Here is a 24,236-nt window from a genome sequence, read left to right as displayed (position 1 = left end):
TTTTACAAAAAAATATTTATTATATTAATATGTATTAAAATTTATATTTAAATTGTAGAAAAAACTTTATATATATTATGTAGATGATATAATTATTTTATGGATTTAAAAAGGATTTTTATCAGTTGTTGTTGAATTAGAACATAAGTAGGGTAAGCTTTGGAGGTTTTTATGTTAGACGAGGGTATTTTTATAAAAGGAAACAGAGAAGGAATTATAGCCCTAATAAATATGGATAAGTTTAAAGACTTTGACGAAATGCTCGAAAAACTATTAGAGAGGCTAAATTCTGGTAAACAGTTTTATGTGGGAGCCACTCTGACTTTTATTGCCGATTTGAAACATATAAATGATAAGCAAATGAGAAGGTTAAAGGATGTTCTCTTTGATGAAATCATGATTAAGGATTGTATATTCCAAGAGAAGGAAGAAAAAGAAAGTAAAACTTTTACTGGAGTATATGAAGGAAGAACTAAATTTATAAGAAAAACAGTAAGAGGTGGTCAAAGTATTAATTACCCGGGTAATATAGTTATTATAGGTGATATAAACAATGGTGCTGAAGTATCAGCAGCTGGAAATATAATAGTTTTAGGTAGTATAAAGGGTCAGGTGCATGCTGGAATCAATGGGAATAAAAAATCGATTATTGCAGCATTTATGCTTCAACCTGAAATTTTAAGTATTGGTAACTTGATTACAATATCTCCAGAAGGAGAGAAACCTACATATCCAGAGGTAGCAAAGATTAAGGATGGGGAAATAGTTGTTGAGCCATACTTACCTAATAAATACATAAGTACATGGAGGGATTAAGGAAATGGGAGTTTCAATAGTAATTACATCAGGCAAAGGTGGAGTTGGAAAAACTACAACCACTGCCAATATAGGTACAGCCTTAGCAGCTTTAGGTAAAAAGGTAGTAGTGGTAGATGGGGATACAGGTCTTAGAAATTTAGATGTTCTTTTAGGTTTAGAAAATAGAATAGTTTACACTATTATTGATGTAATAGAAAATAGATGTAGAACAAAGCAAGCATTAATAAAGGATAAGAGATTTTCAAATTTATTTTTGCTGCCAACAGCTCAAACTAAAGATAAAAACGATATCAGCCCACAGCAGATGTTAAAGCTTGTAAATGAGCTTAAGGAAGAGTTTGATTATGTATTAATAGATTGTCCTGCTGGTATAGAACAAGGTTTTGAAAATGCCATAGTAGGTGCAGATAGAGCAGTTGTTGTTGTAAACCCTGAAATTACATCTGTTAGAGATGCTGATAGAGTAATAGGTAAACTTGATGCTAAAGGTTTAGAAGACCATCAGGTGGTAGTAAATAGATTGAATTATGAAATGACTCAAAGAGGAGATATGCTAGATGTTCCAGATATAATTGAAACATTATCAGTAAAGCTTCTTGGTATAGTGCCTGATGATAAGACTATTACAGTTTCTACTAATAAGGGAGAGCCGATAGTATTAGACGATAAAGCTTTTGCTGGACAAGCATTCAGAAATATAGCAAAAAGAATAACAGGTGAAGAAGTTCCACTTTTAGACTTGAGTAACGAGGCGGGCGGTTTCTTTAATTCTTTAAAAAGATTATTCAAAAAGAAATAGGAGGTGTTGTAAATGGATTTATTTAAAATGTTCTCTAATAAGCCAACACCTAAGGACGTAGCAAAAGACAGACTAAAACTAATACTAATACATGATAGAGGAGACTTAGCGCCTGAAGTCTTGGAAAATATAAAACAAGAAATTCTTGAGGTTATTTCAAAATACGTAGAAATTGATAGTGATGATATTGATATTACAATAACCAAAACTGGTGAAATGGAAGGGGACTCACCTGCCTTAGTAGCTAATATTCCTATAAAAAATGTAAGAGGAAGATAATAAAGAAATATATGCAAAGATAATCCACATACTGTATCTTTTAATGCAGCTATGTGGATTGAATTTTGTATTTATTTTAACTATTTTGTAGTTTAGATTTTTAAGCTTTTAAGATATAATATGTATATGCGCTTAGAACTTTTGATTTAACTAAAGATGTTTATTAAAAACTAAAGTTGTGGAGGTAGTACCATGCTTAAAAGGTTAAAGCTAGATACTAAACTTCTCAGAGAAATGGATTTTAGTATCCTTATTGCAACAATTTTAATAGTGTTATTTGGAATAGTTAATATCTATGCAGCTATGAAACCTGATGCATCTGATGCAAAGAAACAGCTTCTGTGGTTCGGAGTATCTCTTGTGGTAATGTACTTTATCATACTTGTTGATTACAATATACTTAGAAATTTTGTACCAATTTTATATTGGATATCAATTTTGTTACTTATCTATACAAAGTTTATGGGAGCAACTATAAATGGCGCTACAGGTTGGATAAAGATTGGATCATTATTTCAGATACAAGCTTCAGAGGTAGCGAAGATAGCCTTGATATTTATGTTAGCTAAGAAGATGGACGAACTGGAGTTGAAAATTAATAACTTAAAGAATTTTATGATTTTAGCCGCATATACTTTATTGCCAGTAGCACTTATAGTAATCGAGCCTGATATGGGAATGACAATGGTGTGTTTTTTTATCGTATTAGGTATTTTCTTCTGTGCAGGGCTAGATATTAGGATTATTGTAGGGGGACTCTCGTCTCTAGTTGTGGGAATTATGCTTTTATGGAATTCGGGATTAATTGAAGTTTATCAAAAAAGAAGACTTGTATCTTTTTTAAATCCGGAAGCGGACGAGCTTGGCGCTGGGCTTCAATTGATGCAATCTATGACTGGTATTGGGTCAGGAGGCTTCTTTGGAACTGGGCTGAAATTATCCCAAGATGCAGGAACTAGTTATGTTGGACAATTTGTTCCAGAAAAACAAACAGATTTTATTTTTGCTGTCATTGGGGAACATTGGGGAACAATTGGTGCTATAGTTCTACTCATACTATATGGAATATTAATTTATAGAACTATAAGAACAGCAAAGAATTCAAAAGATGTTTTTGGGTCAATCATCTGTGTTGGTATGGCATCCTATTTTCTATTTGCAATCTTACAAAATATTGGGATGACTATTGGGATTATGCCTATCACAGGAATAACTTTGCCGCTAGTTAGTTATGGTGGTAGTTCACTTTTGACCACTATAATGTCTATAGCCTTAATTATAAATATTGGTATGAGAAAGAAAAAGATTAATTTTTAGGGGGAAAAGGGTATTATGAATATTTCACTAATAGCACATGATGAGAAGAAAGATGATATGCTAGAATTTGTAAGTAGATACAAGCATATTTTTGAAAAGCATACTTTATATGCAACAGGAACTACAGGAAAAAGAATAACTGAAGAAACTGGACTTTTAGTACATAGATTTTTATCAGGACCTCTTGGTGGAGATCAACAAATAGGAAGTAAAATTGCTGAAGGAAATATGGATTTAGTTATATTTTTAAGGGACCCTTTGACTGCTCAGCCACATGAACCAGACGTTACGGCATTGATAAGATTATGTGATGTTCATCATATACCCGTTGCAACTAATGTAGGAAGTGCAGAAGTTTTTATGAAATCACTAAAATAAATAGACTTTTATAGAAGATAGAACACTACTTAGATTATAGGAGATAACTATGATTTAAGTAGTGTTTTGTTTTATTATGGATGTACCACTTCGATCCGAAATCTATTTTTAAAACTCTCACGGGTCCTGGTGAGAGAATTTAAAAATATAAGTTTTATTACGAAGTGGTACATTAGTGCTGCAACTTTCTTGTATACTTTTATCATATAATTTACCTATCGCAAATATATATAATATGAACTTGATATAAAGATGTACCATTCAGAAATGAAATCTATTTTTAAAACTCTCACGGCTTCTGGTGAGAGAATTTAAAAATATAAACTTTATTACGAAGTAGTACATCCGTAAATTGAGACTGGGGTAGTTTATCTATATAAATATTTGTGAACGTGGGAGGAAAAGGATGGGAAAGTATAATAATGAATATGAGAGCTACTATGCAAAAATATTGCAAAGACAAAGAACACAGAATCCATACGCTGCATATGGAGTGCAAGAAACTCATACTAGCAAAAGAGAATATAGTGCTGGAGCAAACAATTTTAACGGAATTAATAAAAATGTAATTTTAAACAGGATAACGCAAGAACTTATAGGGGTTCTATGCTTAACTGCTTTTGTTATTGTATGTAAAACTATAGCCACGCCTCAAACAACAGTGGCCTACAAGTATGCAAAAGATATAATCAACAACAACCTTGATTATAATAAGTATTTGGATCCTAAAATAGTTTCATACATAAGCAATATAAATTTTAAAGATACTACAAGTCTTAGGGATAACTTAGAAGATTATATTGAGACCTTTAAGTCCAATGTAACTGGAGAAAAAACACTTAAAGAAAAATCGAAAGAGAGTTTTGTAACCCCTGTTAAAGGAAAAGTAGATAGTGAGCTCAGTGCAAAGCAAACAGATAAATCAATAGTAATAGATATAAATGAGAACACAGAGGTGATAGCACCTAATGAAGGAACAGTAAAGAAAGTGGCTGATGAGAAAGATATTGGTAGCTATGTAATTATTGATCATGGAAATGGAATAGAGACAAAATGCTCTGGATTAAAAGAAGTAGGGGTAAAAGAAGGCGAGAAAGTAGATAAAGGCCAATTTTTAGGTAAAAGTCAGAGTATACAAAGTTTGAGTAAGGCATGTATTATATTTTCTTTGAGCTATATGGGAGAGAATAAAGACCCAAAGGAATATATGACATTTTAGTAGCAATTCTTTAGGAGAATTTAATGGTAAAAATAAGCAAGTGGCTAATTCCGCAAATACTTATATTTTTTATTTTAGGATTTAGGTCTATGATATTTTTAGGTTTTTTATGGATAATGCTCCATGAGATGACTCATTATATTGTAGCAAAGTGGATGAACCTAAGTATAGATAACTTTAAGATTCATCCCTTTGGAACTGCTTTAGAACTAAGTGATTTTGATGGATTAACTCATAAAGAAGAAATACTTCTTTCAATTTCAGGACCGGCTTTTAATTTTATTATGTTTGGTATATTATACATGGCCTACAAGGTAGTTCCTGCAGAGTTTATTAATAATTCCATGGAGATAAACTTAGTTTTGGGAATGTTCAATCTTCTTCCAGCATATCCGTTAGACGGATCAAAAATTTTAAGAACTCTTTTAAGTTCTAGAATGTTCTATAAGAAGGCTCATATTATAACTTCATATATAAGCTATGGGGTAGGGATAATAGGGATTGGCATATTTATTTACTTATCTACAATACATATATTTAATCTTAGCGTATTACTTACATCATGCTTTATACTATTTATAACATATAATGAAAAAAGAAAGGTAATGTATATCATTATGGGAGATATAATAAAGAAGAGAACGAGACTTGGGAAAAAGAAATATATATATAATAAGACCATATCTGTTCACTTTAAATTAGGATTGATTAATGTATTAGGATTAGTAGATAAAAATAAGTTCAACACCTTTTATATACTAGATGATGAGCTTAGATTAACAGATGTAATCCATGAAGATGAGCTTATTGAAGCGTTAAAGACCCATGGTAATATAACATTAGAAGAATACATAAATTATAAAAACAGCTGGATGAAAAAATAGTATTGGTTAATTAGTAATGGTATGATAAAATAATATGATGTAAATCTAAGAAGTATTTAATTATACTTCTTTTTTACTGTAAAGGAATGTATATAATTTTTATGCTGATTAAACCTAGTAAATTCAATTTATTTGAATAGCTTTTAGGTCATACAGTAAAAGATAAGAATTTGTCGCCTGCCAGAATTTCTTCACATACGCTTAAGAAAAGGCAGATGCGCAAAAAAAATCACTGAAGAAAATCGCTTCATGATTTTTTAATAGTACAAGAAAGTATAAGCTTATTAAAGTAATAAAGGTTAAATTATTATACAGTGAAAAATCTAGGAGGAAAAGAAATGGTTAGAATCACAGATGATATTTTATATAAAGTTGAGAAACCTGCTAGGTATGTTGGGGGAGAACTAAATCAGGTTATAAAAGATCCTAAAGAAGTAGACATTAGATTTGCTTTTTGTTTCCCTGATGTATACGAAGTTGGTATGTCACATTTAGGTTCAAGAATACTATATCATACTCTAAATGAGAGAAATGATACATATTGTGAAAGAGCTTATGCACCTTGGCCAGATATGGAAAAGGAACTAAGAAAGAACAATATACCACTATTTGCTCTTGAAACAAAAGACTCTTTAAATGAATTTGATATCCTTGGATTCACTCTTCAATATGAGATGAGTTATACAAATATATTAAATATGTTAAATCTATCTGGAATAACAATTAGAGCATCTGAGAGAAGAGAAGAGGAACCTATAATTATGGCAGGGGGACCTTGTGCTTACAACCCAGAATCCTTATATGATATCGTTGACTTCTTCGAAATAGGAGAAGGTGAGGACATGATGAATGATGTCCTTGATGTGTATAAAAAGTATAAGGGGAAAGGCAAGAAAAAAGAGTTTCTTAGAGAAATATCTAAAATAAGAGGGATATATGTTCCTTCCCTTTACGATGTTGAATACAACGAAGATAATACAATTAAATCCTTTAAGCCTAAGTATGAAGATGTACCTGCTAAAGTTCAGAAGAGAGTTATAAATGATTTTGATAAGGTATCTTTTCCAGATAAATTTATAGTACCGTATACTGAAATAGTACATGATAGAGTTGTACTTGAAGTATTTAGAGGTTGTACAAATGGCTGCAGATTCTGTCAAGCTGGAATGATATATAGACCAGTAAGAGAAAAATCAAGACAGACTCTATTAGAAAATGCAAGAAAGTTAGTTCAAGGTACTGGATATGACGAAATATCATTATCTTCATTAAGTACCTGTGACTATTCAGATATACAGGGATTAGTTACTGATTTAATTAATGAACATAGCGAAAAAAATGTTGGGGTAGCTCTTCCTTCAATAAGAGTAGATGCTTTTTCAGTTGATCTTATAAAAGAGATACAAAAGGTAAGAAAGAGTGGGCTTACATTTGCTCCTGAAGCAGGATCTCAAAGAATGAGAGATGTTATAAACAAAGGTCTTACAGAAGAAAGAATACTTGAAGCTGCTAGAAGTGCCTTTGAATCAGGTTGGAGTAGTTTAAAGCTATACTTCATGATAGGTCTTCCTTATGAAACCGTAGAGGACGTAAGAGAGATAGGTAGCTTAGCTGAAAAAATTACTGCTGAATATTTTAAGGTTCCTAAAAATGTTAGAAATAAGGGGCTTAGAGTGACAGTAAGTACTTCGATACTTGTTCCTAAACCATTCACACCATTCCAATGGGCTCCTATGGAGAGGATTGATCTAGTGTCAGATAAGATATCTGCAGTTAGGGATTCCATAAAATCAAAAGCTATAATATATAACTACCATGCACAAAAAACTTCTTATATGGAAGCTTTATTTGCAAGAGGTGATAGAAAGCTTTGTGACGTACTTGTAAAGGCATATGAAAAAGGTGCTAAGTTTGATGGATGGTCTGAGTACTTTAACTTTGAAATTTGGCAAGAAGCTTTAGAAGAATGTGGTATTGATGGAGACTTCTATTGCTATAGAGAAAGATCTTATGATGAAGTTTTACCTTGGGATTTCATTGATATTGGAGTAAACAGAAAATATTTAGAAATTGAAAATGAAAAAGCTAAGAAAGCATCAGTTACTCAAAATTGTAGAGTTGGATGTACAGGCTGCGGAATCGACGTGAACTTTAAAGAAGGGAAGTGCTTTGCTGGTGCGATATCTAATTAAATTTACTAAAGAAAGCGACATTAAATTTATCTCTCATCTTGATTTAATGAGAACTATACAAAGAGTAATAAGAAGAGCAGATCTTCCTATTGAGTATTCAAAGGGATTTAACCCACATATGAATCTATCAATAGCTAATCCTTTGTCAGTAGGGTTTTACTCTGAAGGAGATTATTTAGATATTGGCCTCGCAGAGGACTTAACTGTAGAGGAAGTAAAAGAAAGATTAAATGCAAATTCAGCTAAGGGAATAAGGTTTTTAGAGGCTGTTAAGGTTATAAATAAAGAAAATGAGAAAAAAGTGCCACAAGCTATGGCTCTTATTGATGCAGCAAGATATATTATTAAAATCAAATATAATGCTACAGAAAATATTATACAAGAAGTTGAAAAGCTTATAGAGCAAAATGAATGGGTTACACTTAAGAAAAGTAAAAACGGGGAGAAGATGGTTGATATAAAACCTATGGTAAAAGAAATTAAGTATTGGGTTAATGAAGATAAACTTATCCTTAATGCCTTAATTAGCTGTGGAAGCAGGGAACATCTTTCTCCAGAATTATTAGCAACCTACATGAGAAGCAATACTTCAAATTTTGAAGAAGAAGCTTTTATTGATATAAAAAGAGAGGAACTATATGCTCTTAAAGGTGAAAATTTAGTTCCACTCTATAAATGTATATAATATAAGGTAAAGTATTATGAGAGAACTTTTTATAGAAAGAAGAGAAAAGATTCTTAGGATTGCTATAAAGGAAAAAGGAAGCTTAACAGAATGTTTTGTAGAAGAAGAAAATAATGAACCTCTTCCAGGAGAGGTGTATAAGGGAACTGTAAAAAATATAGTACCTGCAATAGGTAGTGCCTTTATAGAAATTGGACACGAAAAGAATGGATATTTACACTTCGATATGAGAAAAAATCCATTGAAAAAAGGGCAAGACATAATTGTTGAAATCTTAAGTGAGAGTTTTGGCAGTAAAGGGCCTAAAGTTGCTACGCCTATGAGTCTACCTGGCAGATTTGTTGTAATAACTAGGGGAAATAAAGAGCTTCTTATATCTAAAAGAATAGAAGATCAGGATATTAGAGATAGTCTAAAAAGTACAATAGAAACAATTGAAGGCTTCTCTATAACCATAAGAACCAATGCTAAAGATGTATCAGCTGATATTATAAAACAGGAAATAAATAAACTTAAAGATAGATATGAAGCTATCGAAAGAGAAGCTTTATATAGCTTGAAAAACAAAAAGCTCTATGGAGAAAATGCGCTTCTTCATAAGGTTTTAAGAGATAATATAAATGGTGATACGTCAAAGATTATTGTAGATTCTATGGAAGATTATTCTGCTGTAAAAGACTATATAGCTGATGAAAAAAACATTCAATTAATAATGCATAAAGAGATAAGAAGTTTATTTGACTATTATGGAATAGAAAAAGAAATACTTAATTTAAGAAACTCTAGAGTTAACTTAAAATGTGGTGGAAATATAGTTATTGATAAAACCGAAGCGATGTATGTAATTGATGTGAATTCGGCAAAGAATGTTAGCGGAAGAAATTTTTCTAAAACAGCTGAAGAAACGAATATTGAGGCTGCAAAAGAGATAGGAAGACAGATCAGACTTAGAAATCTTAGTGGTATAATAGTAGTAGATTTTATTGATATGGATAACTCTCAGGCTAAGAATAAGGTATATGCTACCATAAAGGAAAGTCTTGAGGGTGATAGCAGTAGAGCTAGAGTATATCAATTTACGGAGCTTAATCTTCTGCAAATATCAAGAAGTAGAAGAGGAAAGAGTATTTACGATTATATAGAAGAAAACTGCGATATCTGTAATGGACATGGAAAAAGGCTGAAAGGTTCTTACATAAAGCATCTGATTAAGAATGATATTATAAGGACTGAAGGTGAAGGTAGTATCAAAGACTTTTATATAGAGTTAAAAGATGTATATGAAGACTATGTAATAGGTGACAAGGTGCAATTTTTAAAGGATATTGGTGCCTTAGATAAAAATATCTATATTAAATTTATAGATTCAATAGATTACTACAAGTTAGAACCTTTACTATTTAAGAATCAAATTGATGCTGTAAGTAACTATAAGTTACAAGTTGAGTAGTATATATATATTTAAAAATAACTTTACAAAATATGTCCGATATGGTAGAATGGCATTTGTGAACCGCACACATAAGGTTCCATAAACGATTGTACAATCGTACCTGAAGTGGCGAGACCGTAATGAGGAGGTGTTTTTATGTACGCAGTAGTTAAGACAGGTGGAAAACAATTCAGAGTTCAAGAAGGCGATGTTATATTCGTTGAAAAATTAGAAGCTGAAGTTGAAGCAACAGTTGAGTTAACAGAAGTTCTAGCAGTAGCTAAGGATGGTGAACTTAAGGTTGGTACACCAGTAGTAGAAGGTGCTAAGGTAGTTGCTAAGGTAGTTGCTCAAGGCAAGGCTAAGAAAATTATAGTTTTCAAGTACAAGAGAAAGAAAGACTATAGAAGAAAGAACGGCCACAGACAACCTTACACTAAGCTAGTTATCGAAAAAATAGAAGCTTAATATGATTAAGTTAGATATTTATACGACTAAGGACATAATAATTGGATTTAGGATACAAAATCATGCTCTTAGAGAAAGAGAAATGATTTTAGTTGGAGAAGCATATGACATGATATGTAATTCAGTATCTGTATTATCTCAAAGTGTACTTATAGGCTTAGACGAAGTACTTAAGCTTAATGTACCATACGAAATGGCGGATGGATATATTAAGTTAGATCTTAGAGAGCTTAATGAAGAAGAACTTCAAAAAGCACAGGTCTTATTAAAAACTTTTGAACTTAGCATAGACAGTATTTTATTATCCTTAGAGCAAAGTTTTGGAAAAAATAAAGCAGACCAATATATATATGTAAAAAAAGAGGAGGTGTAGTACTATGCTAATCATGAACCTTCAATTGTTCGCTCATAAAAAAGGAGTTGGTAGCTCCAAGAACGGTAGAGATTCTGAGTCAAAGAGACTTGGTGTTAAATCAGCTGATGGACAATTTGTTCTTGCTGGAAACATACTTGTTAGACAAAGAGGAACAAAGATACATCCAGGTGCTAATGTAGGTAAAGGAAGCGATGATACTTTATTTGCAAAGATCGATGGAGTTGTTAAATTTGAAAGACTTGGAAAAGACAAGAAGAAAGCTTCTGTTTATCCAGTAGAAATTCAAGAAATAGCTGAATAATCCTAGTTATAAAAGCACCCTTTTGTAAAAAGGGTGCTTTTCAAGTATTATGAAGATGTATATTATTTGCATATACAGGCTATCAATAATATATAGAGTATCCAAAAATTAATGAATTTTAGTTTGTACTTGTTTTAAAATACCTAGTAAGTGGGCATTTTAAAACAAGTACAAACAAAAGTATAAGGTAAGGTGATGAACTTATGTTTATAGATACGGCCAAAGTTTTTGTAAAAAGCGGAGATGGTGGTAATGGATCAGTATCTTTTAGAAGAGAAAAATACATACCTCTTGGAGGCCCGGATGGTGGAGATGGCGGAAGAGGTGGAGATGTTATACTACAAGTAGATACAGGTATAACAACACTTTTAGATTTTAAATATACTAGAAAGTTCATAGCAGAAAGAGGCGTGAATGGATCAGGTTCAAAGTGCTATGGAAAAGATGGTGAAGATCTTATAATTAAGGTTCCTATGGGTACTTTAATTAGAGATGTTGAAACTCAAAAGATAATGGCTGACCTTTCTCACCCTGAAGATGAATATGTAATCTGCAGAGGTGGAAAAGGCGGTAAGGGAAATGCTAAATTTGCAACTCCTACGAGACAGGCACCAAACTTTGCAGAACCTGGAATGCCAGGAGAAGAAAGATGGATAGAACTAGAATTAAAACTTTTAGCAGATGTAGGTTTACTTGGATTCCCTAATGTAGGAAAGTCAACTTTCTTATCAGTAGTAACAAAGGCTAAACCAAAGATAGCTAACTATCACTTTACAACTTTAAAACCAAATTTAGGTGTTGTAAGTGTTCCTGGAATTGATGCTTTTGTAATGGCTGATATACCAGGTATAATCGAAGGAGCAGCTGAAGGCGTAGGTTTAGGTCTTGACTTCCTTAGACATATAGAAAGAACAAGACTTTTAGTTCACGTAGTAGATATCTCTGGAGTTGAAGGTAGAGATGCTGTCGAAGATTTTATAAAGATAAATGAAGAACTTAAGAAATATAGTGTTAAGCTTTGGGATAGACCTCAAATAGTTGTTGCTAACAAAGCTGATATGTTATATGATGAAGAAGTTTTTGAAGATTTCAAGAAAAAACTTAAGGAAATGGGTTATGATAAGGTATTTAAGATGAGTGGTGCTACTTATGAAGGTGTAGAAGCTGTAGTAAAAGAAGCTGCTAGAATGCTTAAGGAAATACCTATAACCGAACTAGAAATAAAAGAAGAAGATAGATTTGTACCAGAAGAAAAGAAATTTACTTATAATATAAGAATTGAAGATGAAGATGGTATTAAAGTTTATATTGTAGAAGGAACTTTCGTGGAAAGACTTCTAAACTCTGTAAATGTTAATGAACCAGATTCTTTAAAATATTTCCATAAGGTTCTTAGAAATAAAGGTGTACTTGATGAATTAAGAGCAATGGGAATAGAAGATGGTGATGTAGTAAGATTAAGAGATTTTGAATTTGAATATTTATTGTAATTAAAAATCTCTTATCTTAAATATTGAATTAAATTTGGTTTATATATTATAGAATAATTTAAGAAATGTTTATGACTCAAGGAGATATTAATAATATAAAAAATATCTCCTTTCAAAACATTTTTATTATTTGATATATAAACTTAAACAAGGAGGAAAATAAATTGATTACGACAAAACAAAGAGCATACCTTAGATCTCTAGCAAACGGTATAAGCCCTATATTTCAATTAGGTAAGAATGGTATAGAAGAACCATTTTTAAAGCAAATACGAGATGCACTTGAAGCTAGAGAATTAATCAAAATATCAGTGTTAGAAAACAGTGGTTATGGAACTAGAGAAGCTTCAGATGTTATATGTGAAGAAATAGGATGTGAGGGAATTCAAGCTATCGGAAATAAAATAGTTCTATTTAAACAATCACAAAAAAATCCTAAAATAGAATTACCAAAGGGTGATAAATAGGATACTATGTCAAAGAAAATAGGAATACTCGGGGGAACCTTTGATCCTATTCATAATGGACATATATATATAGCCTATGAGGCTAAGAGATTGTTAGATTTAGATGAGATTATTTTTATGCCGAGCGGAAATCCACCACATAAAGATGAGAAAAATATAACTGATAGTCATTTAAGATATAAAATGGTTGATATAGCTGTAAAATCTTATGAGGGTTTCACAACAAGTGATTATGAAGTAAACAAGCAAGGTTTAAGCTATACATACGAGACACTGATGCATTTAAAAGATACTCTTAAAGGTGCGGATCTATATTTTATAACAGGTGCAGACTGCCTAATAGATCTTGAAAAGTGGAAAAATGTCGATCTTATAATGGATAACTGTAATTTTGTAGTGTTTAATAGACCTGGGTATACTAAGGAAGAACTCTATGATGAAAAAAGATTGGTAGAGCAAAAATATAATAAAGAAATTATATTTTTAGATCTTTTGCAATTAGATATTTCGTCTACTTGGATCAGGCATAGAATCAGAGAAGGCCATATGGTGGACTTTTTTATGCCTGATGAAGTTAGTAAAATCATCAGAGATAATAGGCTGTATTTATAGATATAATATTTTATCCTAAATTTTTAACTTTTTAGTTGTTTATTTAGGATTATTTTTTTACTTTTTATATTGTTTAAAACCTTTAAGGTATCTTTAAACCGTAGAGTACATTAAAGTTATTGGAATTTTATTAAAAGAGTAAAAATATAATTTATTATTCTGTTGTTTTTTAAATACATCTAGAAATACAAACTTTTGGATATATAATTAAAGTTGTAGTGGAAACTTTTCTAAAATGGAACAATATAAATTATAACTGGGAGAATCAATATGTGGTCATGGGAAGAAATTGATGAATATTTAAAACAAAATCTTACAGAAAGCAGATATAAACACACAATGGGTGTTGTATATACTGCTGAATTGTTAGCAGAAAAAAACGGCGAATCTAAAGAAAGGGCAAAAATTGCTGCTCTAGTTCACGATTGTGCTAAAAATATGAAAATAGATGAACAATTTGAATTTTTAAAGTCTAGAAATGTAGAATTAGATGAGATTACAATTAATTCACCTCAGATACTTCATGGAATTGTTGGTTCAATTATTGCAAAAGAAGTTATGGGAATTAAAGATGAAGAAATATTAAGTGCAGTAAAGCATCATACCACAGGAAAGAAATCTATGACTTTATTAGAAAAGATAATATATATTGCTGATTATATTGAGCCTAATAGGAATTATAATGGTGTAGAAGAATTAAGGCAGTTAACTTTTGATAACCTTGATGAAGGTGCTTTAAAAGGTTTTGATAACACTATAACCTATGTAATAAAGCTTGGTCAGATTGTACATCCATTAAGTATTGACGCACGTAATGATTTGTTAATAAAAATAAAAAATCAAAAGCATAGATTAGGATAATAACTAATCTATGCTTTTGATTTTTTTGGAGGTTATTGATATATAGGTGTGAAATTTAAGGTTGCAAATACTTTGTAATTAATTTACAATGGAAAAAGATGTAAAATAATTAGTTTTATATAAATTAACTTGTTGAGATATAGGTCAAGCAGTTTTGGTAAGAATTAAATATATGTGAATAAGTAGTTTTACAAAATATACTGTCAGCTTAGAGGGTGAGAAGATGAAATCAGAAAAATTTATAAATAGTAAATTTAAAGCAAGTCTTTTGGGACTTTTAATATTATTAATAATCATTTCATTAGGAACAGGCGCTTTTTTTTATAAGTACTTAGGGAAATTCAATAAAAATTATGATGGAAAAGCTGTTGAAAAAGATGTCTCTTTACCTACCAATGTTTTGTTTCTAGGTATGGATATCGGAGACCCTAAGCAAAAGGATAATGATAGTATAAAAAGAACTGATACAATAATGTTAGTTCATTTAGTTCCAAAAGAAAAAAAGGCATATATAGTGTCAATTCCGAGAGATATGATGATAAAGATAAAGAATTCTAGTCAGAAGATAAATGCAGCCTTCTCTATAGGAGGAGACAGCGCTATAAAGCAGGCCGTAGAAGATATTATGGATGTTCCGGTAGATTATCTGGTGAAATTGAATTATGAGGGCTTTAGGAGCTTTGTAGATGCCATTGGTGGAGTTGAGATGACTATAGATAGAAATATGTACTATGATGATGCAGCTCAAAATCTTCACATAAATTTTAAGAAAGGGCAAACAGTGCTTCTAGATGGTAAGAAAGCAGAAGAATTTTTCAGATGGAGAAAAAATAATGATGGAACTGGATTAGTAAACGGAGATTTAGATAGGATAGATAATCAACATAAATTTATTGAAAAGGTAGTTGAAAAATGTACCTCAGTTGCTATCATACCAAAGTTAGGTAAGATACTAGATGTACTACCACAGTATATAGAAACTGATATACCTCCAAAAACTTTGCTAGCATTAGGAAAAGAAGGAATGAGCCTTAAAAAAGAAAATGTAAAAATGTATACTTTAAAAGGAGTTCCAAGGACAATAGATAACATATCCTATCTTATTTATGATAAGGAAGCCAATAGTGATATAATTGGATTGATATCAGGCCAAAAAGTTACTGAGTCTAATGGTGGAGTTCCTAAATCTTCTTTGAAGATAAAGATACTGAACGCAACAAAGGTTCAAGGACTTGCGTCAAAATGCATGAAGGACTTAGAAGCAAAGGGGTATAAAGATATAGAAATAGGTAATGCAAAAGAGGCAAATAAAAGTGAGGTTCAATTAAGTAATCAAAACTTAAAAAATACAATTTCTAATGATATAAATATAAACAAATTTTCAACTTTAGGAAAAAATGATGAAAATTTTGATATAATCATTATATTAGGTAAAGATTATAAAAATTAGAGGAGGATCAGAAATGAAAAATATAATTTCTACAGAAAATGCACCAAAAGCAATAGGACCATATAGTCAAGGGATAAGTATAGAAAATCTTGTTTTTACATCAGGACAAATACCACTTGATCCAGCTACCGGAGAACTTATTACCGAAATTAAAGCTGCTACTAAAAGATCAATGCTTAATGTTAAAGCGATACTAGAGCAAGCAGGAAGCTCTTTAGATAATATAATAAAAGCAACAATTTTCTTGAAAAATATTGATGATTTTAATTTAGTTAATGAAGTTTACGGAGAATTTTTTAAAGAAAATCCTCCAGCAAGAAGCTGTGTAGAGATAAGCAGATTACCTAAAGATGCTGTTATAGAGATAGAGGTTATAGCTTTTAAAAATAGATAGGAGAACTATATGAGCTACATAAGAGAAGTAGTTCCCAAAGAATATGAGGGAAGAAAAATAAGAGATTTTCTTAAAGAAAAGTTAGGATTATCTACTAGACTTGTAAGAGGAGCAGCTATTGACGGAAGAATTAAAGCAAATAATATAGTTGTCAAAATGAACTACGTATTAAAATTTAATGATAACATTGAAGTTAATGTTTCGAAAAATGAAAGCCAGAATATTGAACCAGAAAAAATGGATTTAAAGATAGTATATGAAGACGAAGACATTATAGTAATAAATAAGGATCCATTTATGGTAGTTCATCCAACAAAAAGCCATCAGTCTGGTACCTTAGCAAATGGTGTAATAAATTATTTTAATGAAACTCACCAAAGCTGTATAGTTAGATTAGTAAGTAGATTGGATATGAATACTTCTGGACTTATAATAATTGCAAAAAATCAATATGCTCATATGGCTTTATCAAAACAAAATGCAATGGATAAAGATAAAGAAGGAAATATAAAAGAGCATAGCAGAGATAGTATAGAAATCGAAAAGAGATATATTGCTATAGTTCATGGAAATCTAGAAGCTACAGAAGGAACTCTAGATCTTCCAATACATAGACCGGGACCAGAGTCTATAAAAAGAATTGTTGATGAGCAAGGTCAAAGAAGCATAACTCATTATAAAGTAATAGAAAGGTTAAATGGAGCAGATGTAGTAGAGTGTACCCTTGAGACAGGTAGAACTCATCAAATAAGAGTCCATTTAAGCCATATTGGACATCCAATTTTCGGTGATACTTTATACGGTAGTGAGGATGATGAGGAATATATAAAAAGGCAGGCATTACATGCATACAGATTAGATTTTCAAAGTCCTAGAAGTAAAAAGCCTTTATCTCTTAGAGCGGACCTACCGGAAGACATGAAGAAACTTATTGATAGTATGAGCATTAAAGATAATGATAAATAGAAATACCACCTTGTGTTTTTACAAGGTGGTATTTTATATATAATTTATATTTTCATTATTGAGCCATATTATTGTATTTCTGCTTTATTATAGATTGTTTTTTCTTAAAGCTTATATATTTTCTAAAGGTTACAAGAAATATAGATATAACTGCTATGGAAAGTGCTATTACAAAAGGCTTTATATTTTTATAAGCAGTAGATGATGGTAATAGGCCTTTATACTCTCTGTCTATGTTTGAAGCTAGTTTTAAACCACATAGATCTTTTCCTTTTACAGTAACAGTAGAATCTAAAATCTCATCTCCTTGCTTAAAAGAAGCTTTTTCTAAATTGGCATCTTTTATTTGTATCTTAGGAGCTAAATAGTTTTTTATATCTGTTTCTGAAATATTTGGCTTGTAATCATTTTTATTTATCAGATAGTACACGTCTTTTGTAGCTACGAGAGGTATAGTAAGAGATTTAGTTACATTGTAGTTTGCAACTTCATCACCTTTACCATAAAGCTTTATAGGTTCATAATTATTGAATCCATAATCAAATAGCTTTATTGCATCTGGAAAATAGTTTTGCTTACTTTGAGAGTATAGCATTGATACAATTAATACGTGTCCATCTTTTTCAGCAGCACCTGTAAATGTGTGCTTTGATAAAGTAGTATACCCAGTTTTTCCAGCTAAGGCATACTTATATTCAAAATGAGAATTCTTTCTAATAAGTTCATCCTTTGTAGATACCCACTTCTCATTTCCGTCTAAATTACTTGGCGGAAACTTATAAACTTGAGTTCTGCATATCTTGACGAAAGTAGGATTTTTTATAGCCTCTTTAAGCATCAAAGATAAATCGTGAGCAGTAGTTAAGTGTCCAGGTTCATATAAACCACTTGGATTAACAAAGTTTGTATTAGTTGCACCCAATGCTTTTGCTCTTTGGTTCATCATCTTAACGAAGTTATCCATTGATCCACCAACATGTTCTGCGAGAGCTTCTGCGCAATCATTTGCAGATTCAAGTAGTAATCCATGTAAAAGGTCGTTAACCGTATATATCTCGCCTTCTCTTAATCCTATGGAAGTTCCTTCAGCAGTAGGCGGTACTTTACTTATGGTAACCTTATCATCTAATTTTGCATTTTCTAATGTAAGAAGTGCCGTCATTACCTTTGTGGTAGAAGCTGGTGCCATAGGTTTATTCTCATTTTTTCCATATATAATTTCACCAGTATTTACATCCATTAATACTGCAGCTTCAGATTCGACATCTGGTGGTGCAGTAGCTGCCTTAGCATTTATGTTTCCTGACATGAGCAGGCATAACGAAAATATAGTAAAAAAACTAAATATCTTTTTCATATGTGTCCCCCATATATGTATTTAACAAACATTAGTATATCAAATATATACAAAATCTGCTATATATTTTTGATAATATGTCAATAATTATAAAAGTATCGTCAATAAAGATATGTTGTTACTATTTTTAAACAGAGGTGATAATTTAATGAAGAAAAAGGAAAAAGTTATTGGATCTCTTATTGTATTTGCGGTCTTAATTATATTTTTAGCTATAGGATATTTTAACACAACCAAAAGAAATTTAACACAGAAAGATATGGAAGACATGTTTGTTGAAGTTAATAAGAGCGATGCTAAACAAACTAATGTGGATAAATCAGATAAAAAAGAAATAAATAATACAAATAATGCAAGTAATACAAATAATAAAAAAGTCATAGTAGAAATAAAAGGTGAAGTTAAAAAACCAGATGTATATTACTTAGATGAAGGAAGTATAGTTAAAGATCTTATTCAGCAAGCTGGAGGATTAACTGAGAAAGCTGATATAACTGCAGTAAATCAAGCGAAAAAACTTGTTAATAATGAATGTATTATTATAAATAATAAGGATCAAATAAATGCTAATGTAGTAAATAAAAGCGTAAATAAAGAGGTTAGTGTTTCAGCTGTGGCAGATGGGGCTGACAGTGTGATTAATATTAATACTGCTTCAAAGGATGAATTGGATAAGATCCCAGGAATAGGAGCTGTTACTGCTGAGAAAATTATAGAATACAGAGAGAAGAATAATGGATTTAAGAATATAGAAGATATTAAGAAAGTAGATAGAATAGGAGATAAGATGTTTGAAAAGATAAAAGATAAAATATCGGTTAATTAGAATAAAGTAATAGAATTTATAAAAATTAGATTATATAAAAATTTTTACTATAACATCCTATTATATGGTAAAATATTAGTAGTATATATTAAGGAGGGGTTATTGTGGAGGTTTTGGCCAATCTTGGATTAAGTTTATTATTTGGACTATTAGGAATAGTTATTATGGCAATTGGTTATTTAGTATTTGATAAATTAATTCCTGCGGATTTTAACAAGGAATTAGAAAATAAAAATACTGCAGTAGCTATAGTTATTGCGGGAATGTTAATAGGTGTAGCGATAATAGTATCTAAGGTAATAGCATAAAAATAGAGGAAACATTTGACCTTTAATACTAAAATATTGATGGTTTGTAACCAATGTCAATATAAGTACTAATAGAGTCTTATGTTTCCTCTTTATTTTCTAATCCATTAAAAATCCAATATAGTTAAATCAGCATCTTTAAGATTAGGAACAACCTTTGTGGCTTTTCCTAAGGTTTCCACGGAACCAATGCCTATAGATCGCATACCAGCTCTTGTAGCAGCTTCTATTCCTGCTTCGGCATCTTCGAAAACAACACAAACTTTAGGATCTAAATCTAATTCCTTTGCGGCTAATAAAAATACTTCAGGATCAGGTTTAGCTTCAGAAACCTTATTTCCATCGATTATCGCATCAAAGTATTTTGTTAATTCTAGGTTGTCCAATATCATCATAGAATTCTTTGAAGCAGATCCTAAAGAAACCTTTATACCTTCAGATCTTATTGCTTGTAGGAAGTTCTCAACTCCAGGCAAAATTTCATCTTTATTCATTCTAGATATGTATTCTACATACCATTCATTCTTTTTAGCAGCTAAAGCTAGTTTTTCTTCTTCACTTAAGGTAACTTTACCTATAGAAAGAAGGATTTCTAAGGAAGCCATTCTGCTAACACCTTTTAATCTTTCGTTATCTTTTTCAGTGAAATCAAATCCTAATTCATTAGCAAGTCTTTTCCAAGCTAAATAGTGATATTTAGCAGTATCAACTATTACTCCATCTAAATCAAAAATACAACCTTTTACGTGCATAAATTATTACCCCCATAATATTTAAACGTTTAACTTTATTATAAAATATCATCATATATATTTCTATCTTTATTGATGTATTGGTAGAAAGATTAGAAAAATACATAAAAAACTTTATAAAACTTTGTATTTATTATGTAGAAAAAATATATCATTGGCTTTTATTTATGCAAACGGTTGAAATGAAAAGATAGCATTTGAAATTATAAGTCTAAAATTGTAATTTAACGTGAACAATTCTCGCTTTTTATCGCTATTGGTAGTATAATTGATATTATGGTCTTATATTTCATCAATAATTGATATGAAATATAAGATTATTACTTTGAATTGAAGTTTTAACATACTTATAGTGTGTATTTAATCGATTACTTATAAAATAAATAAAGTAACGAGATTGATGTTTTTTATAAGATAAATAGGTATAAATAGTGGAATTTTATTAGGGGGTATATTATAGTGAATGTGACAATAAAGGATGTAGCAAGAGAGGCAAACGTTTCACCATCAACAGTTTCAAGAGTTTTGGCTGGAAATCCTAGAATAAGTGATGAGACTAAAGAGAAGGTAATGGAGACAGTAAAGAGGCTTAATTATCATCCTAATGTGATAGCAAGAAGTTTAGCAAATAATGTTACCAAGATTTTGGGACTTATATTACCAAGTGGAGAAGAAGATCTGTTTAGAAATCCTTTCTTTATTCAAGTTATGACTGGAATAAGCATATATGCTCAAAAGATGGGTTATTCGATAGTTTATACATTTAGTAAGAACGAAGAAGAAGAGATAGCCTTTTTAGCTAATTATATAAATAGTAAAATGGTAGATGGGATGCTATTACTTACTACAAGATCAGAAGATAAGTGTGTAGAATACTTAAATGAAAGACAATTCCCTTTTGTAATAGTAGGTAGACCAGAAATTTCAGCAGATATATTATGGGTAGATAATGATAATAGAAGAGCCATGTATGATGTTACTAAAAGCCTTATTGAAAAAGGGCACGATGATATAGCCTTTATTGGTGGACCTTCAGAGAGAACCATGTCAAAGGATAGACTTAGTGGTTATAAAGATGCTTTAATTGAGGCTAATATTAGTATCGATGAAAAATTAATTCTTCAAATGAGTGACTTTACTGAGAATGAAGGATATGATGCTTGTTCTTCTATACTTGAATATAGAAAGCCTAGTGCAATAGTGACTACAGATGACTTGTTAGCTTTTGGGGTTTCAAAGAAGTTCAAGGAAGAAAAAATAAAGGATGTATGGCTTGTAGGATTCAACAATATACCTTTATCAGAATATCAAAACCCACCATTGTCAACAGTAGATATCAATGCTAAGAAGTTAGGATACTATGCTACAAAATTATTAATTGATAGATTACAGCAAAAAGAGCAGGAACTAGACCATTATATTATAGAAACTAAGTTTATCGAAAGAGAATCAACTAATATAGGTTAATGTTAATAAAAAAATCGCTGAAGCGACTTTCTTCAGCGATTTTTTTGCGCATCTGCCTTTCCGAATGGATATGAGGAAAAACTGGCAGGCGAATAAGTTTAATTTTTTTACTGTATATTTATAGAAAAGATATAAAGTAATTAAAGTATTTAGGTTTAGTATCCAAAAAGATTATATATTTTTATATACAGTAAAAAATCGCTGAAGCGACTTTCTTCAGCGATTTTTTTGCGCATCTGCCTTTCCGAATGAATATGAGGAAAAACTGGCAGGAAAATAAGTTTTATTTTTTACTGAATGACCTAAAAAGCCATTCAAATCAATTGAAATTACTAGAGGAGACTATGATAGAAGTTTAACAGTTTCATATAAAACAAAGGGAGTGCTAAAGAGCACTCCCTAATATTTTGTTAATGATATAATAAACATTAAGTAAGATTATATAATGGATTTCAAGACTTTACAACATCAATAATTTTTAAGTTATTGATGTTGTAGGGTTGCAAGTCTTTATATTATTTCTTTATATACATAAGATTGTAGTACTCATCAAGCATTCTCTTAACTGCAAATTGTTCTCTGCAGCTTACGATAGAAGCCTTCATCATTTGAAGCCATTTTTCTCTGTTTCCATAGTAAGTAGGGATAACTTCAGTTAAAAGAACATCATATAATGCTTTTAAATCATGATTATCAAGTTCTTCAAGGGTTTCGAAATCACTAACACCCTTGCCATCACCAAACTGCCAGCCATTTACTCCATGGTCACAAGCTTCTGGCCACCATCCATCAAGGATAGAGAAGTTAAGAACTCCGTTCATAGCAGCTTTCATGCCTGAAGTTCCTGAAGCTTCTAGAGGTCTTCTTGGATTGTTAAGCCATACATCGGAACCCCTTGTAAGAGCTTTTCCTATGGTCATATCATAATTTTCTAAGAATACAACTGAATTTGGGTATTTCTTAGTCATTTCAACTATATTAGCAACAATTTTCTTTCCAGTATCATCTAGAGGATGAGCCTTTCCAGAGAATACTATTTGAAGTTTACCTTCTTTTAATAATGGTTCAATAACTTCAGGATCAGTGAATATTAGATTACTTCTCTTATATGGAGCTGCTCTTCTTGAGAAGCCTACAAGTAGTTTGTCAGCATCTAATGTAACACCAGTTCTATCATTTACAAACTTTATAAGATCTCTCTTGTTTTTCATGTGAGTTTCCCATAGGTCGCCTTCACCATCAGCAGCAGCAAGCATAGCTGAATCTACCCAAGTTGGAGTGTGAATAGCATTTGTTATTCCTATGATTTCAGGTCTTTCGCTTACACCTTCCCACATTTTGTTTGCAGTCTCCATGTGAAGTTGTGCTACACCATTAGCTATTCTTGACATTTTTAGAGCGCCTACAGTCATGTTGAATGGAGCTCCACCAAGACTTACAAGTTGTTCTACAGTTAATCCATTGTTAGCACCCATATACATTAATATATCAAGTGTATGAGATTCGTTACCTTCAACTATTGGAGTGTGAGTTGTGAATACAACTTCTTCTCTTGTTGCTTTTAAAGCTTCGTTGAAAGTAAGGCCAGCTTCCATTTTTTCTCTTAATAATTCAAAGCCTGCAAATAGGGCATGACCTTCATTGAAATGATAAACTTCAGCTTCGTAACCTAAAGCTCTTAGAACTCTAACTCCACCTATACCAAGCACCATTTCTTGGGCTATTCTTTCTTCTCCAAACCAACCATAAAGCTGGCCTGTTATCCATGTATCTGCATTTTCAGGGATATCTGTATCTAGAAGGTAAAGAGGGCATACGCCAAATTCAACAACCTTCCATACTTTTATAGTAACATCTCTTTGTCTTATCTTTACTTTAACTTTTATACCTGTATCTTCAAGGCAAGTATATTCTTGATTTGTATAGCTATCGTAAGGTTTACCTTCTTCATTGATTCTTTGATCAGTATAACCTTGTTTCCACTTTATACCTAGACCAACCATAGGGAAGTCATGATCCTTTACACCTTTCATGTAATCACCAGCTAGGATACCAAGACCTCCAGCATAAGTTTTAATTGATGCATCAAGACCATATTCCATACAAAAATATGCAACATTAGGTAATTTACTCATAA

General features: G+C 31.2%; 26 protein-coding genes. 23 read left to right on the top strand and 3 right to left on the bottom strand.

All coding sequences use genetic code 11. The features are described 5' to 3' along the window. Positions 1 to 171 precede the first annotated feature (171 nt). From minC to bsdtw1_RS16380, 20 genes are all read left to right on the top strand, one after another. Positions 172 to 816 carry a septum site-determining protein MinC gene (gene minC / locus bsdtw1_RS16475; RefSeq protein WP_183278649.1) on the top strand — a complete coding sequence of 215 codons (645 nt, stop codon included), beginning with the start codon at positions 172 to 174 and terminating at the stop codon, positions 814 to 816. Positions 817 to 820: 4 nt separating this feature from the next. Further along, complete coding sequence (minD, locus tag bsdtw1_RS16470; protein ID WP_183278648.1) at positions 821 to 1,618, top strand: septum site-determining protein MinD; 798 nt, start codon at positions 821 to 823, stop codon at positions 1,616 to 1,618. Positions 1,619 to 1,630: 12 nt separating this feature from the next. After that, complete coding sequence (gene minE, locus bsdtw1_RS16465) at positions 1,631 to 1,897, top strand: cell division topological specificity factor MinE (protein ID WP_183278647.1); 267 nt, start codon at positions 1,631 to 1,633, stop codon at positions 1,895 to 1,897. Between the two features lie 192 nt (positions 1,898 to 2,089). Next, entirely contained in the window at positions 2,090 to 3,214 is a 1,125-nt protein-coding gene (gene rodA / locus bsdtw1_RS16460) for a rod shape-determining protein RodA (RefSeq protein WP_183278646.1), read from the top strand. Positions 3,215 to 3,229: 15 nt separating this feature from the next. Further along, a complete protein-coding gene (gene mgsA, locus bsdtw1_RS16455) occupies positions 3,230 to 3,592 on the top strand; it encodes a methylglyoxal synthase (protein ID WP_183278645.1) in 363 nt (120 codons plus the stop codon). Positions 3,593 to 3,998: 406 nt separating this feature from the next. Next, on the top strand, positions 3,999 to 4,811 hold the full coding sequence (locus bsdtw1_RS16450; RefSeq protein WP_183278644.1) for a M23 family metallopeptidase: 813 nt from the start codon (positions 3,999 to 4,001) through the stop codon (positions 4,809 to 4,811). A gap of 23 nt (positions 4,812 to 4,834) precedes the next feature. Then, the gene (locus bsdtw1_RS16445; RefSeq protein ID WP_183278643.1) at positions 4,835 to 5,695 is read left to right on the top strand and encodes a M50 family metallopeptidase; all 861 of its coding nucleotides are present in this window, start codon (positions 4,835 to 4,837) and stop codon (positions 5,693 to 5,695) included. Between the two features lie 338 nt (positions 5,696 to 6,033). Continuing rightward, positions 6,034 to 7,887 (top strand): TIGR03960 family B12-binding radical SAM protein, encoded by a 1,854-nt coding sequence (locus bsdtw1_RS16440; RefSeq protein ID WP_183278642.1) that lies wholly within the window; start codon positions 6,034 to 6,036, stop codon positions 7,885 to 7,887. Then, positions 7,871 to 8,572: a TIGR03936 family radical SAM-associated protein gene (locus tag bsdtw1_RS16435; RefSeq protein WP_183279835.1), complete on the top strand. Its 702-nt coding sequence runs from the start codon at positions 7,871 to 7,873 to the stop codon at positions 8,570 to 8,572. The genes bsdtw1_RS16440 and bsdtw1_RS16435 overlap by 17 nt, the downstream gene beginning before the upstream one ends. A 16-nt stretch (positions 8,573 to 8,588) precedes the next feature. Next, a complete protein-coding gene (locus bsdtw1_RS16430; protein WP_183278641.1) occupies positions 8,589 to 10,022 on the top strand; it encodes an Rne/Rng family ribonuclease in 1,434 nt (477 codons plus the stop codon). A gap of 138 nt (positions 10,023 to 10,160) precedes the next feature. Further along, positions 10,161 to 10,472 (top strand): 50S ribosomal protein L21, encoded by a 312-nt coding sequence (rplU, locus tag bsdtw1_RS16425; protein WP_183278640.1) that lies wholly within the window; start codon positions 10,161 to 10,163, stop codon positions 10,470 to 10,472. Position 10,473: 1 nt separating this feature from the next. After that, positions 10,474 to 10,845 (top strand): ribosomal-processing cysteine protease Prp, encoded by a 372-nt coding sequence (locus tag bsdtw1_RS16420; RefSeq protein WP_183278639.1) that lies wholly within the window; start codon positions 10,474 to 10,476, stop codon positions 10,843 to 10,845. Between the two features lie 4 nt (positions 10,846 to 10,849). Further along, a complete protein-coding gene (rpmA, locus tag bsdtw1_RS16415) occupies positions 10,850 to 11,149 on the top strand; it encodes a 50S ribosomal protein L27 (protein ID WP_183278638.1) in 300 nt (99 codons plus the stop codon). 203 nt (positions 11,150 to 11,352) lie between these two features. Next, entirely contained in the window at positions 11,353 to 12,639 is a 1,287-nt protein-coding gene (gene obgE, locus bsdtw1_RS16410; RefSeq protein ID WP_183278637.1) for a GTPase ObgE, read from the top strand. 164 nt (positions 12,640 to 12,803) lie between these two features. Next, entirely contained in the window at positions 12,804 to 13,106 is a 303-nt protein-coding gene (gene yhbY, locus bsdtw1_RS16405) for a ribosome assembly RNA-binding protein YhbY (RefSeq protein WP_183278636.1), read from the top strand. A gap of 6 nt (positions 13,107 to 13,112) precedes the next feature. Continuing rightward, positions 13,113 to 13,718, top strand: a complete 606-nt coding sequence (gene nadD / locus bsdtw1_RS16400; protein ID WP_183278635.1) for a nicotinate-nucleotide adenylyltransferase — start codon at positions 13,113 to 13,115, stop codon at positions 13,716 to 13,718. Positions 13,719 to 13,988: 270 nt separating this feature from the next. Beyond that, positions 13,989 to 14,579 (top strand): bis(5'-nucleosyl)-tetraphosphatase (symmetrical) YqeK, encoded by a 591-nt coding sequence (gene yqeK / locus bsdtw1_RS16395; RefSeq protein WP_183278634.1) that lies wholly within the window; start codon positions 13,989 to 13,991, stop codon positions 14,577 to 14,579. Between the two features lie 223 nt (positions 14,580 to 14,802). Next, positions 14,803 to 16,029 carry an LCP family protein gene (locus tag bsdtw1_RS16390; RefSeq protein WP_183278633.1) on the top strand — a complete coding sequence of 409 codons (1,227 nt, stop codon included), beginning with the start codon at positions 14,803 to 14,805 and terminating at the stop codon, positions 16,027 to 16,029. Between the two features lie 13 nt (positions 16,030 to 16,042). Beyond that, a complete protein-coding gene (locus bsdtw1_RS16385; RefSeq protein WP_183278632.1) occupies positions 16,043 to 16,423 on the top strand; it encodes a RidA family protein in 381 nt (126 codons plus the stop codon). 9 nt (positions 16,424 to 16,432) lie between these two features. Further along, entirely contained in the window at positions 16,433 to 17,389 is a 957-nt protein-coding gene (locus bsdtw1_RS16380; RefSeq protein WP_183278631.1) for an RluA family pseudouridine synthase, read from the top strand. Positions 17,390 to 17,444: 55 nt separating this feature from the next. On the opposite strand, the gene bsdtw1_RS16375 is transcribed toward bsdtw1_RS16380, so the two are convergent. After that, complete coding sequence (locus bsdtw1_RS16375) at positions 17,445 to 18,746, bottom strand: D-alanyl-D-alanine carboxypeptidase family protein (RefSeq protein WP_183278630.1); 1,302 nt, start codon at positions 18,744 to 18,746, stop codon at positions 17,445 to 17,447. A 148-nt stretch (positions 18,747 to 18,894) separates the two neighbouring features. Here bsdtw1_RS16375 and bsdtw1_RS16370 point away from each other — a divergent pair, with 148 nt between their 5' ends. Both bsdtw1_RS16370 and bsdtw1_RS16365 read left to right on the top strand, forming a co-directional pair. Next, on the top strand, positions 18,895 to 19,572 hold the full coding sequence (locus tag bsdtw1_RS16370; protein ID WP_183278629.1) for a ComEA family DNA-binding protein: 678 nt from the start codon (positions 18,895 to 18,897) through the stop codon (positions 19,570 to 19,572). Between the two features lie 104 nt (positions 19,573 to 19,676). Then, entirely contained in the window at positions 19,677 to 19,880 is a 204-nt protein-coding gene (locus tag bsdtw1_RS16365) for a DUF350 domain-containing protein (protein ID WP_371874704.1), read from the top strand. Positions 19,881 to 19,987: 107 nt separating this feature from the next. Here the strand turns inward: bsdtw1_RS16365 and pgmB are convergent, their stop codons facing one another. Continuing rightward, positions 19,988 to 20,632 carry a beta-phosphoglucomutase gene (gene pgmB / locus bsdtw1_RS16360; RefSeq protein ID WP_183278628.1) on the bottom strand — a complete coding sequence of 215 codons (645 nt, stop codon included), beginning with the start codon at positions 20,630 to 20,632 and terminating at the stop codon, positions 19,988 to 19,990. Between the two features lie 459 nt (positions 20,633 to 21,091). Here pgmB and bsdtw1_RS16355 point away from each other — a divergent pair, with 459 nt between their 5' ends. Next, the gene (locus tag bsdtw1_RS16355) at positions 21,092 to 22,099 is read left to right on the top strand and encodes a LacI family DNA-binding transcriptional regulator (protein WP_183278627.1); all 1,008 of its coding nucleotides are present in this window, start codon (positions 21,092 to 21,094) and stop codon (positions 22,097 to 22,099) included. Between the two features lie 515 nt (positions 22,100 to 22,614). Here the strand turns inward: bsdtw1_RS16355 and glgP are convergent. Then, positions 22,615 to 24,234 carry an alpha-glucan family phosphorylase gene (gene glgP, locus bsdtw1_RS16350; RefSeq protein ID WP_183278626.1) on the bottom strand — a complete coding sequence of 540 codons (1,620 nt, stop codon included), beginning with the start codon at positions 24,232 to 24,234 and terminating at the stop codon, positions 22,615 to 22,617. Between the last annotated feature and the right edge of the window lie 2 nt (positions 24,235 to 24,236).

The sequence above is a fragment of the Clostridium fungisolvens genome (assembly GCF_014193895.1).
GTDB lineage: Bacteria > Bacillota > Clostridia > Clostridiales > Clostridiaceae > Clostridium_AR > Clostridium_AR fungisolvens.
The sequence above is the reverse complement of the archived record's forward strand: the minus strand, read 5'-3'. Positions and strand labels throughout refer to the sequence as shown.

Excerpts from the sequence above, each read along its gene's own strand:
- yqeK (WP_183278634.1), top strand. The coding sequence starts at position 13,989 with ATGTGGTCATGGGAAGAAATTGATGAATATTTAAAACAAAATCTTACA.
- mgsA (WP_183278645.1), top strand. The coding sequence starts at position 3,230 with ATGAATATTTCACTAATAGCACATGATGAGAAGAAAGATGATATGCTA.
- bsdtw1_RS16440 (WP_183278642.1), top strand. The coding sequence starts at position 6,034 with ATGGTTAGAATCACAGATGATATTTTATATAAAGTTGAGAAACCTGCT.
- rodA (WP_183278646.1), top strand. The coding sequence starts at position 2,090 with ATGCTTAAAAGGTTAAAGCTAGATACTAAACTTCTCAGAGAAATGGAT.
- obgE (WP_183278637.1), top strand. The coding sequence starts at position 11,353 with ATGTTTATAGATACGGCCAAAGTTTTTGTAAAAAGCGGAGATGGTGGT.
- rplU (WP_183278640.1), top strand. The coding sequence starts at position 10,161 with ATGTACGCAGTAGTTAAGACAGGTGGAAAACAATTCAGAGTTCAAGAA.
- bsdtw1_RS16445 (WP_183278643.1), top strand. The coding sequence starts at position 4,835 with ATGGTAAAAATAAGCAAGTGGCTAATTCCGCAAATACTTATATTTTTT.
- bsdtw1_RS16385 (WP_183278632.1), top strand. The coding sequence starts at position 16,043 with ATGAAAAATATAATTTCTACAGAAAATGCACCAAAAGCAATAGGACCA.
- minE (WP_183278647.1), top strand. The coding sequence starts at position 1,631 with ATGGATTTATTTAAAATGTTCTCTAATAAGCCAACACCTAAGGACGTA.
- minC (WP_183278649.1), top strand. The coding sequence starts at position 172 with ATGTTAGACGAGGGTATTTTTATAAAAGGAAACAGAGAAGGAATTATA.
- bsdtw1_RS16430 (WP_183278641.1), top strand. The coding sequence starts at position 8,589 with ATGAGAGAACTTTTTATAGAAAGAAGAGAAAAGATTCTTAGGATTGCT.
- minD (WP_183278648.1), top strand. The coding sequence starts at position 821 with ATGGGAGTTTCAATAGTAATTACATCAGGCAAAGGTGGAGTTGGAAAA.
- bsdtw1_RS16420 (WP_183278639.1), top strand. The coding sequence starts at position 10,474 with ATGATTAAGTTAGATATTTATACGACTAAGGACATAATAATTGGATTT.
- nadD (WP_183278635.1), top strand. The coding sequence starts at position 13,113 with ATGTCAAAGAAAATAGGAATACTCGGGGGAACCTTTGATCCTATTCAT.
- pgmB (WP_183278628.1), bottom strand. The coding sequence starts at position 20,632 with ATGCACGTAAAAGGTTGTATTTTTGATTTAGATGGAGTAATAGTTGAT.
- bsdtw1_RS16450 (WP_183278644.1), top strand. The coding sequence starts at position 3,999 with ATGGGAAAGTATAATAATGAATATGAGAGCTACTATGCAAAAATATTG.
- glgP (WP_183278626.1), bottom strand. The coding sequence starts at position 24,234 with ATGAGTAAATTACCTAATGTTGCATATTTTTGTATGGAATATGGTCTT.
- rpmA (WP_183278638.1), top strand. The coding sequence starts at position 10,850 with ATGCTAATCATGAACCTTCAATTGTTCGCTCATAAAAAAGGAGTTGGT.
- bsdtw1_RS16370 (WP_183278629.1), top strand. The coding sequence starts at position 18,895 with ATGAAGAAAAAGGAAAAAGTTATTGGATCTCTTATTGTATTTGCGGTC.
- bsdtw1_RS16380 (WP_183278631.1), top strand. The coding sequence starts at position 16,433 with ATGAGCTACATAAGAGAAGTAGTTCCCAAAGAATATGAGGGAAGAAAA.
- bsdtw1_RS16390 (WP_183278633.1), top strand. The coding sequence starts at position 14,803 with ATGAAATCAGAAAAATTTATAAATAGTAAATTTAAAGCAAGTCTTTTG.
- bsdtw1_RS16375 (WP_183278630.1), bottom strand. The coding sequence starts at position 18,746 with ATGAAAAAGATATTTAGTTTTTTTACTATATTTTCGTTATGCCTGCTC.